This window comes from Mesorhizobium sp. M0698, assembly GCF_040320455.1.
Taxonomy (GTDB): domain Bacteria; phylum Pseudomonadota; class Alphaproteobacteria; order Rhizobiales; family Rhizobiaceae; genus Mesorhizobium.
In genome coordinates, this window is sequence record NZ_JAMYPQ010000001.1 from 476,196 (window position 1) to 489,633 (window position 13,438).

Here is a 13,438-nt window from a genome sequence, read left to right on the forward strand (position 1 = left end):
ATTAGACTAGGTGTTCGTCAGGAGGAGGATGCGATGCCAAGGCGGCCAATTGCCTGCCGATGGCGGCTGGCTGGAACTACATGCTCTGCCGCTGCCGAACCACCCTCAATACAAATCGAATTCGAAAGTGGAATCTCTTGCCCGTTGAATTCGAGCACGGCAGGGAGCGTCCTTGTCAGGGCACGTGCTGTTTGCCTGATTGCGGTCGCGAGTTTGGCTTATGCGAAGTGGCCATCGGCGGGCATGGCCATCTATCGAAAAGCGCACATAACTATTCGCGCACCAGGCGTCCGGTCGCCCACCAGATCACCGATACAACAACGATCGATGCGTAGCCGTCCACGGCATAGTGCCAGCCAGTGAACACCGATCCGTACAGGATCAGGGCTGCAAAGGTCCAACCCGGAACGCCAAGCCAGCGATTGATCGATGACAGCAAATAGGCGTTCAATGCGGCAAAGGCGACATGCATGCTTGGCATGGCCGAGATGCCGCCGCCAAGACTTGGCCGGCCGCTTTGGTAAGCCATCAGGAGATATGCCGCGGGTTCCCGCACCATGTAACTATGGTCCAGCCTGTCCAAGGCCGCATTCAATCCGTGGAAGCGATCCACGCCGACAAAGTGGTGGTAGTAAACCGGTCCGACCGATGCCAGCGCCAGGGCCAAGACCGTTCCGAGTGCGGACAGCGTCAGCGCTGCTGCGCAGAGATAGCGGATGCGGGCAATCTCGTCCGACCAGAGCGACACGAAAAGGATGGTGCCGAACCACTGGTAAAACCAAATGACTTCATAGCTGTTGAAGACGACGAACGACCAATTGTTGCTGTCGAGCTTATGGACGATCTCCCATGGCGGCATCCCGTGCAGCCATTCATCAGCGTCGGCCAACCAGTTGTCGGCATAGTATGGGACGACGGACGGGATGGCGATCTTGTAGGTAGAGAACGCGGTCAAGCTGGCAAAGCAGAACAGCAGCACCAGCAGACAACCGCGCCAGCGCCCTTGAACCAAATCCAGTGCGTAGCGAACCGGTTGCCGCCGGCCATGGATTAGCGCGGCACAGCAGACGCCACCGATAAACAACACCGGAATGCCAACAAGAAACTTGTGAGAATAGATTAAGGCTGACGTATAGAATACTTCTGGATATAGTGCAGATGCGCCTAAAATGTATGTCGCCATGAACAAGGAGAGGCGCAATTGCCATATGGCGGAGGGCCTGTAGCGAGAGGCTTCCGTGGTTAGGGCCAAACCAATTTACCCGTTCTTAACGTTTCGCCGGAGAGACACAAACACCGATAAGGTAAAAACCTTGCCGCCAGGTTTACTTTTCCCCGGTGGTCGACATTTGCCGGCTGGCCCGCATGCGGTGGATTGATTCCCTGAGCAGTCTTGCATCCGCATCGCTGTCCATGCCCCCGCGTCAAGGAATTGCCCCGGAGCCTCGGGGCCGAGCCTGCCGGTTGCTTGAACACGGTCCACCGCTCCCTGTTTGACATATCATAAGTTTTAGCTTATCATAAGTCATGATTTATGATTATGCAGGAATGGTGGCCTTGGCCGATCCGACGCGCCGCAAGGTGTTCGAGCTCATCGCCGATCGGCCACGCTCGGTCATCGATCTGACGCGAGTGCTTCCGGTCTCGCAGCCGGCGGTATCGCAGCACCTCAAGGTTTTGAAGGAAGCCCGGCTGGTCCGCGCAGAGCCGAAAGGTGCCAGCAACATCTATCATCTCGACCCGCATGGGCTCGGCGAGATGCGCGCCTGGCTCGACCGCATGTGGGGCGATGCGCTCGACGCCTTCAAACGGGAAGTCGACAACAGCAAGGAGAAGAGGAAATGACGACCATGATCAAGCCCGCGCCGGTCAGGAAGTCGGTGACGGTGGAGGTGCCGCTCGACAAGGCATTCGATGTGTTCACCACAGGATTCGGGCACTGGTGGCCGGCTTCGCACTCGATCGGCAAATCCGCCCTGACGACCGCGGTGATCGAACCGAAAGCCGGCGGCCGCTGGTACGAGATTGGCGAGGATGGGTCACAATGCGATTGGGGCGAGGTTCTCGCCTGGGATCCGCCGTCCAGGCTGACGCTCGCCTGGCGCATTGGAGCCGGCTGGCGCTACGATCCGGCATTGCTGACCGAAGTCGAGATCCGCTTTGTCGCGCTCGGCGAGAACGCGACGCGTGTGGAACTCGAGCACAGGCTTCTGGAGAACATGGGCGAAACCGCAGAGGCGATGCGCGAGGCCTTCGAATCGGAGGGTGGCTGGAGCGGTCTCCTGGACCGCTATGCGGCTGAGGCCAAGCGCCACGCCGCCTGATCGGGAAGCTTTCCAGTCCAATACCAGCGAGGCCCTCGCACTGTCGGCCTCGCCGTTTTGAATCGGTGTCGATCTGCCCATCTGGTTGACCGGGGCGGGGAGATACGCTGCCCTTTACCTGCCGCGGCGAAGGTTTGCAGCGCCGCAGGTTTGTAGAACGTCCTCTCCTCCTACCATCCGGTATGCGCCGCGTCGTTTGGACGCGCGAACGGCGCTGTAGCAATTTGTCGTTGTGCATGGTCCTTTCGCAAAATCGATTCCGATTGTCAGGGTCATGCGTTAGACCTGACAGGCACCTTATCCGGAAATCCGATGGCGGGAGGCGCTGGTGGAAGGCCAGGACGAACAGATGACCGGCGCCAGGGCCGCCGAGGAGCGCCGCGCCGACATCTATGACGAGGACGGCGTCATCCTGTCGTCGTTCCTCGCCCAGATCGGTGCCGCGATTGCCGATCGCGATACGTTGACGCTGAAGCGTGAAGTCGACGATCTGCACCAGTCGGAACTCGGCCACCTGCTCGAGGCCCTGCACCCGGAACAGCGACGCGCGCTGGTCGAATTGCTGGGCAAGGATTTCGATTTTTCCGCGCTGACCGAGGTTGACGAGGCGATCCGCCGCGACATCGTCGACAGTCTGCCCAATGCGCAGATCGCCCAGGCGGTGCAGGATCTCGATTCCGATGACGCGGTCTACATTCTCGAAGACCTCGACCAGGAGGACCAGGACGAGATCCTGTCGCGACTGCCGTTCACCGAGCGGATCAGGCTGCGGCGTTCGCTCGACTATCCCGAAGAGACCGCCGGCCGCCGCATGCAGACCGAGTTCGTCGCGGTGCCGCCGTTCTGGACGATCGGCCAGACCATCGACTACATGCGCGAGGACAACAATCTTCCCGACCGTTTCAGCCAGATCTTCGTCATCGATCCGAGCTTCAAGCTGCTCGGCGCCATCGACCTCGACCAGATCCTGCGTACCAAGCGCTCGGTCAAGGTCGAAGAGGTCATGCATGAGACCAGGCATGCCATCCCGGCCACCATGGACCAGGAGGAGGCGGCACGCGAATTCGAACAATACGATCTTCTGTCCGCCGCCGTCGTCGACGAGAACGAGCGGCTGGTCGGCGTGCTGACCATCGACGACGTCGTCGACGTCATCCAGCAGGAGGCCGAGGAAGATCTGCTGCGCATGGGCGGCGTCGGCGACGAAGAACTCTCGGACAGCATCTTTTCGACCTCGCGCTCGCGCGTGCCCTGGCTGCTGGTCAATCTTTTGACGGCTTTCCTGGCGGCCTCGGTGATCGGCCTGTTCGACCGCACCATCGAGCATATCGTGGCGCTGGCGGTGCTGATGCCGATCGTCGCCGGCATGGGCGGCAATGCCGGCTCGCAGACCATGACGGTCACGGTGCGGGCGCTGGCGACCAGGGACCTCGACATCTACAATGCCGGCCGCATCATCCGCCGCGAAATCGGGGTGGGCTTCATCAACGGCATCATCTTTGCCATCCTGATCGGCCTCGTGGCTGCTGCCTGGTTCCACGATCGCAATCTCGGCGGCATCATCGCTGCTGCGATGATCATCAACATGTTCGTGGCGGCTCTGGCGGGCATCCTTATCCCGCTGCTGCTCGACCGCTTCAAGATCGATCCGGCTGTGGCATCGGCGGTTTTCGTCACCACGGTCACCGATGTCGTCGGTTTCTTTGCCTTTCTCGGGCTCGCCACATGGTGGTTCGGCGTGCGTTGAACGTCACCTCAATTGACTTTTACGTAAATGCCATGCGAGGCTTTGAAAGGTGCCTTGTCCGCCGATTCTGGTACGCGCCTGGGCGCCGGCGCCGGCCAGTTGGAACTCGCGGCGTGGCCGGGGCATTGGAGTGACGATGCGGGAATATTATTCGATCACGGAGCTGACCCGCGAATTCGACGTGTCGACGCGGACGTTGCGCTTCTATGAGGACGAAGGGCTGGTGCAGCCAGTAAGACGCGGCCGCACTCGGCTGTTCCGTCCGTCGGACCGGCATCTCATCCGCCAGATCATGCGCGGCAAGAGGCTCGGCTTCTCGATCAACGAGATCCGCGAAATCATCCAGATGTACAGGGAGCCGCCCGGCGAGGTCGGCCAGCTCAAGCTGATGATCAAGCGCATCGAGGAAAAGCGCGAGGATTTGCGCCAGAAACGCCGCGACCTCGAAGAGACCTTGGCCGAGCTCGACCAGGCCGAGGAATCCTGCGTCGAGCGGCTGGTGGAGCTCGGCGTCACCACCTAAGCCGGTGTCAGCCTCGGCTCAAATCCAGCGCCGCACCCTTTTGGCGTAGTCCCGGTATTTCTTGCCGAATTTGGCCGTCAGCACCTTCTCCTCGCTCTCGATCGTCAGCTTCTGCGTCAGGAACGCCGCGATGACCGCCAACGGCAGAAACCAGGCGATCCCAGTGACAAAGGCGAGGCTGACCAGCAGCAGCGTGTTGGCGAGGTAGATCGGGTTGCGGCTGACGGCGAAGGGTCCGGTAGTCACCAGATGGTCAGGCACGCCGTTCGGGTTGAGCGTCGTCTTGGCGCGGATCATGGTGCGAATTGCCGTGAACCAGAGCGCGGCAACCGCCACCAACCCCACAAGGCCGGCGGCGAACAGGATGTCGCCGAGAAGATCGCCGATCCACGGCAGCGGATAGAACAGCCCTAGCGCGACGCTGACGATGATGGCGGCGATATAGATCAGCGGCGGCCATGGGATGTGCCCCAGCTTCGGCTGCCCAGGATTTTGCTGCACGGGTTTCGGGTGACTGTCGCTCATTATTGTCCTCCCTCGATTAGCGCGTTCCCGGTTCCGCCGCCTCGGTTTGGGCGGTGCAGGTGCCGGCGAGCTCGCCAATATGCGCCTTCCACTCCGGGGACTGGTCGTTGCTGTAGAGCCGGTCAAGCGAGGCTTCGCCCTGGAGACTGTCCAGCATGCAGGCACAATAGCTGGAGCAGAACTCGGTGTCGCGTGCCTGCTCGCAGGATATCTGGCAGGATTTCAGAAAACGCACCTCCCTGATTTCGGCCTGCGCCGGCATGAATTGCGAAAACAGCCAGACCGAGCCGATCAGCACCGGCTGATGGATCAGATAGAAGGCAAGGCTGTGCCGGCCGATGAAGACCAGCGGATTTGCCCAGCGGCCGGGCGCCAAGGCCGACAGCCGCGTCAGCGCGCCGGAGGTGGCGGCGAGCTTGGTAACCGCGATGCCGGCAAGTACGGCGCCGAACCAGGGCAGCAGTGGAACGTAGTCGTTGGAGCGCGGGTTGGTCGCCGACAGGCCGACCCACCACAAAGCCGGATGATCGAAAAGCTCAGATCGCAGGTAGAAAGGCGCGGCAATAGCGAGGGCCGCCACGGCAAGCGTCAGCAGCGCCGGGAGGCGCAGGAACGCCAGGCCGAGCAGGCTGGCGAGCGCGATCTCGTGCAATATGCCGAAGAAGATGAAGCCATCGGGCGTGGCGATGCGGGTGACCAGCGATATTGCGAGCGCTGCCCCGGCAACCATGGCGAAGCGCTTCCAGAAGCCGGTCCAGCGGATTTTCTTGCCATGGGCGAGATAGAGGCTGATGCCGACCAGGAACAGGAAGCTCGAGGCGATGCAGCGCGCGTAGATTTTCCACCAGCCGAAGGCGGTGAGGCCGGGATCGGTGTAGCCGAAGAATTCGAGGTCCCAGGTGAAATGATAGCTCGCCATGGCAAGCAAAGCGATGCCGCGTGCAATGTCGATAGCGGCGATGCGCTTCGACTTCGGTTGATCCTGAACGGCTGCGCTCGGCGTGTCGATGCTCATGGTCTCGCTGTCTTGGTTCAGCCCCGGCAAGACGACTATCACGGTTGCCACCGTCAAAAGAAGCAGGGCCTTGCGTCGCGTTGGTACCGGTCGGCATCAGAGCTGCTTTAGGCCAGAGCCGGAAAGCCTTTGGCCGGCGTGCAGGCGTTCTTCGGCCTGGGCGCGGTTTTCGCAACGCTCGGGCTGCTGGCGGCGGCCTGCGGCTTCGTCACCTGGCGCTATCTGCCCAAATCGCTTTGATGTTCGAGCGCCGCATGGCGCTCGCGCACCCAGTTGTGGAAGCGGTGCAAGTCGTATTCCTCGGGCATCAGTACGCCGGCCTTGTGGCGCATCGAGCGCAGGCCCATCTGGTTGACCTCGCAGATATCAGCATCCTCCTCCAGCACCTGGGTACCGAAGGCGACGATGTTGTCGATATCCGCGGCCGGTTCGGCGAGCGCTTCGGGCGAAAAAAGCCATTCGGCGGTAAGTTCGGTCTGCTCCGGGCCAAGCGGCACCAGCCGCACGGTCCTGACATAGTCGACATGGCCGACGACGAACATCGACGGCATGCTGGTGGCATAGGTCTGCCCGGCGGCACGCTCGCCCGGCGTCAGGCCGGAAAAGACCGAGCCGTGGACGCGCCCGTCGCGCGACCAAGTTTCGGCCCCGGCCCGCAAGCCGCCGGCAAATTCCGGCGCGTCATTGTCGGCGTGGCGCGCCCATTCGGGGTCGTCGTGCCGGCCCATCAGGCCGCGGCCATAGATCGGCACCAGCCGCGACAGGTCCTTGTGGACGCCGGGGCAGTGCAGGCACTCGTTGAAATTTTCCCAAAATACCTTCCAGTTGCAGTTTATCACCTTGCGCAGCACATGGCCGCTCAGCAGCGTTTCCAACGGCCAGTTGGCGAGGTTGCCGGATGCCGGATCGAAGGATGTTTCAGCCGAGCCGGCAGCGTCTTCCGCCAGATTGACGAAGACGAAACCGCGCCACACCGAAAGCGCGACCCGGTAGAGCGGATGATCGGCCTTGTCGAAGCCGTCCGGCAGCGATTTCGACGGCACGCGCACCAGATCGCCGTGCAGCGAATAGGACCAGGCATGGTATGGGCAGGTGATGAGCCGCGCCTTCAGCCGTCCTTCGCTCTGCTGGCAAAGCTGCGAGCCGCGATGCCGGCAGGTGTTGTGGAAGGCGCGCAACTCGCCGGTCTCGTCGCGCAGCACGACGACCTCCTGCGTGCCTATGCGGAACGTCCTGAAAGCCAGCGGCTGGGCAAGGTCGGCCTCGCGGCAGACGAGCAGCCAGTTGCGATACCAGATGGCCTCGAGATCGCGCTGATAGGCCGCGATGTCCCAATAGGCTGATGACGGCAGCGTCGGCTCGGCCCGCGTCAGGCCGTTGTAGGGACCGCGCTCATTCGGGCTGGGTTGCATGCCGGCTTCCTCCCCATCCGCCAGCCGACACCCGGCTGCGAAAATTGTCAATCGCGGCGCCGGCCGACCGGGCTTGGCGAGGCGGCGCATTCGCCACACGATCCGGCGGAATTTGGTTTGCCGGGCGCGGCGATTCTGCCTATAGTCACTGATGTCGTCGGTTCCGTTTGGAACCAAGAGGGAATGCGGTGAGGGCAAGTTGTTTGCCCAATGCCGTGGCTGCCCCCGCAACTGTGTGCGGTAGTCCTCTCCATATGCCACTGAAGGTTCGCCTTCGGGAAGGTGGGGAAGGGCGCTGATCCGCGAGCCAGGAGACCTGCCGGCGACAGGAAACTGACTTCTATGCCCTCGGGTGGAGGGCGAAAGGAAAGACATGAATACCGCTTCCGTTTCGCTCGGCGCTTCCGCCTCCTCGCAGTCGCGTCTCATGCAGCTGGCGCTTGCTGCATTCCTCGGCATTTTCGTCATGGGCTTTGTCGGCTTCTCGCATATCGATGCGGTCCACAATGCCGCGCACGACTATCGCCATTCGATGGGCTTTCCCTGCCACTAACAAGGGGCTGACATCATGACACTGTTTCGCAACGTCGTGTTCATCGCGGCGATCGCAGGGCTTGTGGCCGGCGTGGCTCTCGCCTGCATGCAAGCCTATGCCACGGTGCCGCTCATCCTGAAGGCGGAAGTCTATGAACAGGCCGGCGGCGGCCATGACCATGCCGCGGCACCTGCGACACCGGCCGAAAACGCCGCGGGCACGACGGCTATGAGCAGCGCCGCGCCGGCAGCGGCTGAAGCGATGGCTCCGGCGGAAGACGAAGGCTGGGCGCCGGCCGACGGTTTCGAACGCTTCGGCTTCAGCGTCGTTGCCAATATCGTCACCGGCATCGGCTTTGCGCTGGTCCTGGTTGCGGTTTCGGAATTCGCCGGCGGCATCGGCAATTGGCGCCAGGGCCTGTTCTGGGGGCTTGCCGGCTTTGCCGTGTTCACGCTGGCGCCGGGCCTCGGCCTGCCGCCGGAACTGCCGGCGATGCCGGCGGCCGACCTTGTCCAACGCCAGATATGGTGGTGGGCAACAGTGGTGGCGACAGCGGCCGGTCTCGGCCTTATCGTCTTCCGCAGATCGCTGCCGCTGGTGGCTCTTGCCGTGGCGTTGATCGTTGCGCCGCATATCGTCGGCGCGCCGCAGCCCGATAGCTTCGAGACGGCGATCCCGGAAGGCCTGCACCACCAGTTCGTGGTGGCGGTGACGCTGACCAATCTGGTGTTCTGGCTGGTGCTCGGCGCGGTCGTCGGCGTGGTGCGCGGACGCTTCACGGGCACGGCGACCAGCCTGCGCGACAGCTTTGCCTGACCGCGCTGCCGGGGCACTGACCCTGGTCATCGGCGGTGCGCGCTCCGGCAAGAGCGCGCATGCCGAGAGCCTGGTGACGGTCGGCCCGCCGCCTTGGAGCTATATCGCCACGGCGCAAGCCTATGACGACGAGATGCGCCAGCGCATCGCGCTGCACCGCTCGCGCCGCGGCGCCGGCTGGACGACCATCGATGCGCCGCTCGACCTTGCCGGCGCGATCGGAGCGCTGCCTGACGGCCAGCCGGTGCTGATCGACTGCCTGACGCTGTGGCTGACCAACCATATGCTGGCCGACCATGATGTCGAGGCCGAATGCCGGAGGCTGGCCGATGTGCTGTCGCGGCCGCGTGGGCCGTGGTTCGTGGTGTCCAACGAGGTCGGCCAGGGCATCGTGCCGGACAATGCGCTGGCAAGACGGTTTCGCGACGCCGCCGGCCGGCTGAACCAGGACGTCGCGGCTGTTGCCGGCACCGTGCTTTTGATGGTGGCGGGGCTGCCGCTCAAGGTGAAATGACATGGCTGATACTATCGATCCCAAGGACGAGGAACGCCACCGCGCCAAGATGGCCAAGCGCAAGGCGGTGCAGGACGCCGAGGTCGCGGCCAAGACGGTCGAGAAGGGGCTGCTGATCGTCAACACCGGACCGGGCAAGGGCAAGACCACGGCCGCCTTTGGGCTGGCGCTCAGGATGCTCGGCTATGGCAAGCGCGTCGGCGTCGTTCAGTTCATCAAGGGCAAATGGCACACCGGCGAGAAAGACGCCTTTGCCGCCTTCGGCGACCGTGTCGTCTGGCACGCCATGGGCGAGGGCTTTACCTGGGAGACACAGGATCTGAAGCGCGACATCGCGGCGGCCGAGGCTGCCTGGGCGAAAGCGCTGGAGCTGATGGCCGAGCCGTCGATCAGCCTCGTGGTGCTCGACGAGCTGAACATCGCGCTGCGCTACGACTACCTCGATCTCGAAAAGGTGGTCGCGGCGCTGAAGGCGCGTCGCGAAGGCCTGCATGTCGTCGTCACCGGCCGCAACGCCAAACCGGCACTGGTCGAGGCGGCCGATCTGGTCACCGAGATGGGCGTGACCAAGCACCACTTCTCCGCCGGCGTGAAGGCGCAGCAGGGGATCGAGTTCTGAGGGGGTTGCTGGGGAGGCAGAGGCGCGGTGTCTCGACCTCTCAAGATTTGGGTTCCTCGCCCGCCGCGAAGCGGGGGAGAGGTGGTCGCGAAGCGGCCGGAGAGGGGCTTTCGTAGAGCGCGGTTCCCCTCTCCGTCTCGGCTTCGCCGAGCCACCTCTCCCCACTTTCGTGGGGCGAGGAACCCAAGCTGGAACTAAGCTGCGAACCTTCAAGGCTGAAGGCGCCCTATTTTGTTCTTGCTTTGTGCCGGCAGCTATGCTACTAATTTCGGTATGGTGCTAATTGGCTCCAACGACCCGCCGCATGGTGGGTTTTTGTTTCGCCTGGGATCGGGCGAAGATCACAACAGAATTACGACCGTCGAGATTACCCCAAACAGTGCGATCAGCAGAAAGTCGGCGATCCGGTAGAGTTTCAGTGCCGCCGGATGTCAGGGATAGAGTTCTGGTCGCTTGCGAAGCTGGAGATTGTTCGTGGACCAGGCGGTAATCGTCTATCTTATTCTCAATGATGGTCAGTTTGGTGCCGCTGACGAACGCGAATCCATTTATGCGCTCGAGAATCGGCTAGAGAAAGCTATCGAGGATGCATCGGTCGGCGAGTTTGACGGTGACTTGTTTGGTGAAGGCGAATGCATCCTCTACATGTATGGGCCAAACGCTGAACGACTTTTTGTCGTAGTCGAACCCTTATTGAAATCTTCTCCCGTAGCTGCCGGTGGGTACGCGATCAAAAGGTTTGGCGTGGAAGCCGATCCGAGCGCAAAGGAAGTCCGTGTTACCTGGTAGGTCGGGTTTGCCGACCCATTCGGACGTTCACGCGGCGATGACGATCACCGCGACCACGCCGAACAGCGCGATCAGCAGTAAGTCGGCGACGCGGTAGAGTTTCAGCGCCCGTCGGATGTCGGTGCTCTCGACATCATCGCGCCGGCCGCCTTCGCCCATCAATGCGTCTTCGACCATGACGCCGTCATAGGAACGGGGGCCGGCGAGCGCCAGGCCGAGCGCGCCGGCCATCGCTGCTTCCGGCCAGCCGGCATTGGGCGAGCGGTGTTTTTTCGCATCGCGCCGCACGGCGTGCCAGGCGCCCTTGGCGTCGGCGCCCTTGACCAGAAAAGCGGCGAGTACGATCAGCAGCGCCGTCAGCCGCGACGCCGGCAGATTGATCCAATCGTCGAAGCGCGCAGCCGCCCAGCCGAAGGCTTCGTGGCGGGGGGTGCGATGGCCGATCATCGAATCGGCGGTGTTGGCGGCCTTGTAGGCGACGCCGCCGGCGAGCCCGCCGATACCGAGCCAGAAGGCCGGAGCGACGACGCCGTCGGAGAAATTCTCGGCCAGGCTTTCGATCGCGGCGCGGCAGACAGCGGCCCTGTCGAGCTTTTCCGGGTCGCGACCGACGATCCGCGAGACGGCAATGCGGCCCATATCCAGTCCGCCGCTGTCGAGTGCGTCGGCGACCGCTTCGACATGCTCGGCCAGGCTCTTCTGCGACAGCAGCGACGTCGCCAGGATTGCGGTGACCAACCAGCCGAGGGGAATGCTCCAAAGCAAGGTTTCGAGCCAGAGGGCGAGGGCGGCCGGCACCAGCACGATCACCAGCAGCGCGAAGACGCCCCAGCCGCGACGGTCGGCGTCGGAATCAGTGGCGCGGTTGAGCCTGCGGTCGAGAAAGGATATCAGCCTGCCGAACCAGGTGACGGGATGGCCGATGGCATCGAAGAGCCGGGCCGGGTAGCCGAGTACAAGTTCGATGGCCAGCGACAGGAAAGTGATCAGGATCGGCATGAAGTCTCTTGATGGAGTGACGGCGGCAGTGGACCACGGCGGAAGCCTTGGCCGGGCGAGGGCGCTTTTCCCTCACGCGCCGCTGCCTTTCGTCGACCTCTCGACCGGGATCAATCCGCACTCCTACCCGCTTTTCGATTTGCCCGCCACCGCCCTGTCGCGATTGCCGGAAACAGCGCGCAGCCGCGACTTGGCTGAACGCGCGGCAAGCGCCTATGGCGCCCCGTCGGCGGCGAATGTCGCAGCGGCGCCCGGCACGCAGATCCTGTTGCCGCGCGTCGCTTCCCTGGTCAGCCCGGGCACGGCGCTGGTGCTCGGGCCGACTTATGCCGAGCATCGGCGGGCAGCGGCGATCGCCGGCCATGCGGCGGCTGAAGTCGATGATTTCGAAGCCCTGGCGGCGGCCGACCTTGCCGTCGTCGTCAATCCCAACAACCCGGACGGGCGCGTCGTCGAGCGCGAAAGATTGCTTCGACTTGCCGGGACATTACGCGCCAGAGGTGGGCTGCTGGTGGTCGACGAGGCATTCATGGATGTCGGCCCGCGCAGCGAAAGCCTGGCCGGCGACGTCGACCAGGGCGGCATCGTCGTGCTGCGTTCGTTCGGTAAGTTCTTCGGCCTGGCCGGCCTGCGGCTTGGCTTTGCACTGGCCGATGCGCTGACGGTCGAGCGGCTGGAGGCGCAATTCGGGCCATGGGCGGTTGCCGGGCCGGCGCTCGAATATGGCATAAGGGCGCTTGCCGATACCGGCTGGCAGGCCGGGATGCGGCGCCGTCTGGCCGAGGATGCCGCACGGCTCGATACGCTGTTCGGCCGCTTCGGCGTGCCTGTCGCCGGTGGCACCGCGTTGTTCCGCTATATCAGGCTGGCGGGCGCCGCCGGCCTGTTTTCGGTGCTCGGCCAGCGCGGCATCCTGCTTCGGCATTTCGCCGGCCGGCCGGATGTGCTGCGCGCCGGCCTGCCGGGAGCCGACGAAGAATGGCGGCGGCTCGAATCGGCGCTTGCCGGCTGGGCCTCGCGGCGCGACGATGATGCCAAGGGAGAAACTACCCAATGATCCACGTCTGCTCGCTGTCCAAAGTCGAGGAAACGGTAACGAAGACCGGGGCCGAGCGGCTGCTTTCGCTGCTCGCTGCCGGAACGGAGGTGATGCGACCGGCCTCGATCACCAGGGAAAACCATCTGCATCTGGTCATGCACGACATTGCGGTAGCGCAGGAGGGCATGACCATGCCGGGCGAGGAGCATGTCCTGAACCTGCTCGATTTCGCCCGCCAATGGGATCGGTCGCGGCCGCTGGTGGTGCATTGCTATGCCGGCATCAGCCGCTCGACCGCCTCGGCCTACATCATCGCGGCAGCCTTGGCGCCGAAGCGCGACGAGGCCGAACTGGCCGAGACGCTGCGCGCGCTGTCGCCCACGGCGACACCCAATCCGCGGCTGATCGCGATCGCCGACACGCTGCTCGATCGCAGAGGCCGGATGATCGAAGCGATCCAGGCGATCGGGCGCGGCGCGGATGCTTTCGAAGGCACGCCGTTCGAATTGAAAATCTGAGCCTAAAAACAAATTCCAGGAAAAGTGCGCAGGAGTTCTAGGACACGGCCAAGGGGCGAATGA

General features: G+C 63.4%; 16 protein-coding genes and 1 riboswitch. Of the genes, 11 read left to right on the forward strand and 5 right to left on the reverse strand.

Going from position 1 to position 13,438, the window contains the following annotated elements; genetic code table 11:
- Positions 1 to 271 precede the first annotated feature (271 nt).
- Positions 272 to 1,183, reverse strand: a complete 912-nt coding sequence (locus NKI16_RS02420; RefSeq protein WP_352624788.1) for a phosphatase PAP2 family protein — start codon at positions 1,181 to 1,183, stop codon at positions 272 to 274.
- 344 nt (positions 1,184 to 1,527) lie between these two features.
- On the opposite strand from NKI16_RS02420, the gene NKI16_RS02425 reads away from it, so the two are divergent.
- The 4 genes from NKI16_RS02425 to NKI16_RS02440 all read left to right on the forward strand — a co-directional run bounded on the left by NKI16_RS02425 (position 1,528) and on the right by NKI16_RS02440 (position 4,594).
- Entirely contained in the window at positions 1,528 to 1,845 is a 318-nt protein-coding gene (locus NKI16_RS02425) for an ArsR/SmtB family transcription factor (RefSeq protein ID WP_023676569.1), read from the forward strand.
- Positions 1,842 to 2,324, forward strand: a complete 483-nt coding sequence (locus NKI16_RS02430; RefSeq protein WP_352624786.1) for an SRPBCC family protein — start codon at positions 1,842 to 1,844, stop codon at positions 2,322 to 2,324. The genes NKI16_RS02425 and NKI16_RS02430 overlap by 4 nt, the downstream gene beginning before the upstream one ends.
- Positions 2,325 to 2,673: 349 nt before the next feature.
- Entirely contained in the window at positions 2,674 to 4,071 is a 1,398-nt protein-coding gene (gene mgtE, locus NKI16_RS02435; RefSeq protein WP_502897560.1) for a magnesium transporter, read from the forward strand.
- A gap of 136 nt (positions 4,072 to 4,207) precedes the next feature.
- Positions 4,208 to 4,594, forward strand: coding sequence for a MerR family transcriptional regulator (locus NKI16_RS02440; protein ID WP_023676566.1), 387 nt, complete (start codon positions 4,208 to 4,210; stop codon positions 4,592 to 4,594).
- An 18-nt stretch (positions 4,595 to 4,612) separates the two neighbouring features.
- On the opposite strand, the gene NKI16_RS02445 is transcribed toward NKI16_RS02440, so the two are convergent.
- From NKI16_RS02445 to NKI16_RS02455, 3 genes are all read right to left on the reverse strand, one after another.
- Positions 4,613 to 5,119 carry a methyltransferase family protein gene (locus NKI16_RS02445; protein ID WP_352454650.1) on the reverse strand — a complete coding sequence of 169 codons (507 nt, stop codon included), beginning with the start codon at positions 5,117 to 5,119 and terminating at the stop codon, positions 4,613 to 4,615.
- 16 nt (positions 5,120 to 5,135) lie between these two features.
- The gene (locus NKI16_RS02450; protein WP_352624782.1) at positions 5,136 to 6,134 is read right to left on the reverse strand and encodes a heparan-alpha-glucosaminide N-acetyltransferase; all 999 of its coding nucleotides are present in this window, start codon (positions 6,132 to 6,134) and stop codon (positions 5,136 to 5,138) included.
- Between the two features lie 218 nt (positions 6,135 to 6,352).
- Complete coding sequence (locus NKI16_RS02455; RefSeq protein ID WP_352638468.1) at positions 6,353 to 7,546, reverse strand: aromatic ring-hydroxylating oxygenase subunit alpha; 1,194 nt, start codon at positions 7,544 to 7,546, stop codon at positions 6,353 to 6,355.
- A gap of 141 nt (positions 7,547 to 7,687) precedes the next feature.
- A riboswitch (cobalamin riboswitch) is annotated at positions 7,688 to 7,884 on the forward strand.
- A 35-nt stretch (positions 7,885 to 7,919) separates the two neighbouring features.
- Here NKI16_RS02455 and NKI16_RS02460 point away from each other — a divergent pair.
- The 5 genes from NKI16_RS02460 to NKI16_RS02480 all read left to right on the forward strand — a co-directional run bounded on the left by NKI16_RS02460 (position 7,920) and on the right by NKI16_RS02480 (position 10,819).
- Positions 7,920 to 8,099, forward strand: a complete 180-nt coding sequence (locus tag NKI16_RS02460) for a CbtB domain-containing protein (protein WP_023676561.1) — start codon at positions 7,920 to 7,922, stop codon at positions 8,097 to 8,099.
- A 15-nt stretch (positions 8,100 to 8,114) separates the two neighbouring features.
- On the forward strand, positions 8,115 to 8,897 hold the full coding sequence (locus NKI16_RS02465) for a CbtA family protein (RefSeq protein ID WP_352624778.1): 783 nt from the start codon (positions 8,115 to 8,117) through the stop codon (positions 8,895 to 8,897).
- The gene (cobU, locus tag NKI16_RS02470; protein ID WP_352539634.1) at positions 8,890 to 9,411 is read left to right on the forward strand and encodes a bifunctional adenosylcobinamide kinase/adenosylcobinamide-phosphate guanylyltransferase; all 522 of its coding nucleotides are present in this window, start codon (positions 8,890 to 8,892) and stop codon (positions 9,409 to 9,411) included. The genes NKI16_RS02465 and cobU overlap by 8 nt, the downstream gene beginning before the upstream one ends.
- Position 9,412: 1 nt before the next feature.
- Positions 9,413 to 10,030, forward strand: coding sequence for a cob(I)yrinic acid a,c-diamide adenosyltransferase (cobO, locus tag NKI16_RS02475; RefSeq protein ID WP_023676558.1), 618 nt, complete (start codon positions 9,413 to 9,415; stop codon positions 10,028 to 10,030).
- A 474-nt stretch (positions 10,031 to 10,504) separates the two neighbouring features.
- Complete coding sequence (locus NKI16_RS02480; RefSeq protein ID WP_051406122.1) at positions 10,505 to 10,819, forward strand: hypothetical protein; 315 nt, start codon at positions 10,505 to 10,507, stop codon at positions 10,817 to 10,819.
- 27 nt (positions 10,820 to 10,846) lie between these two features.
- Here the strand turns inward: NKI16_RS02480 and cbiB are convergent, their stop codons facing one another.
- Positions 10,847 to 11,818: an adenosylcobinamide-phosphate synthase CbiB gene (cbiB, locus tag NKI16_RS02485; protein ID WP_352643381.1), complete on the reverse strand. Its 972-nt coding sequence runs from the start codon at positions 11,816 to 11,818 to the stop codon at positions 10,847 to 10,849.
- Between cbiB and cobD the strand changes: the two genes are divergently transcribed.
- Both cobD and NKI16_RS02495 read left to right on the forward strand, forming a co-directional pair.
- Positions 11,817 to 12,875, forward strand: coding sequence for a threonine-phosphate decarboxylase CobD (gene cobD, locus NKI16_RS02490; protein ID WP_352623278.1), 1,059 nt, complete (start codon positions 11,817 to 11,819; stop codon positions 12,873 to 12,875). The genes cbiB and cobD overlap by 2 nt on opposite strands.
- Positions 12,872 to 13,375 carry a tyrosine phosphatase family protein gene (locus tag NKI16_RS02495; protein WP_352623279.1) on the forward strand — a complete coding sequence of 168 codons (504 nt, stop codon included), beginning with the start codon at positions 12,872 to 12,874 and terminating at the stop codon, positions 13,373 to 13,375. The genes cobD and NKI16_RS02495 overlap by 4 nt, the downstream gene beginning before the upstream one ends.
- Positions 13,376 to 13,438 lie beyond the last annotated feature (63 nt).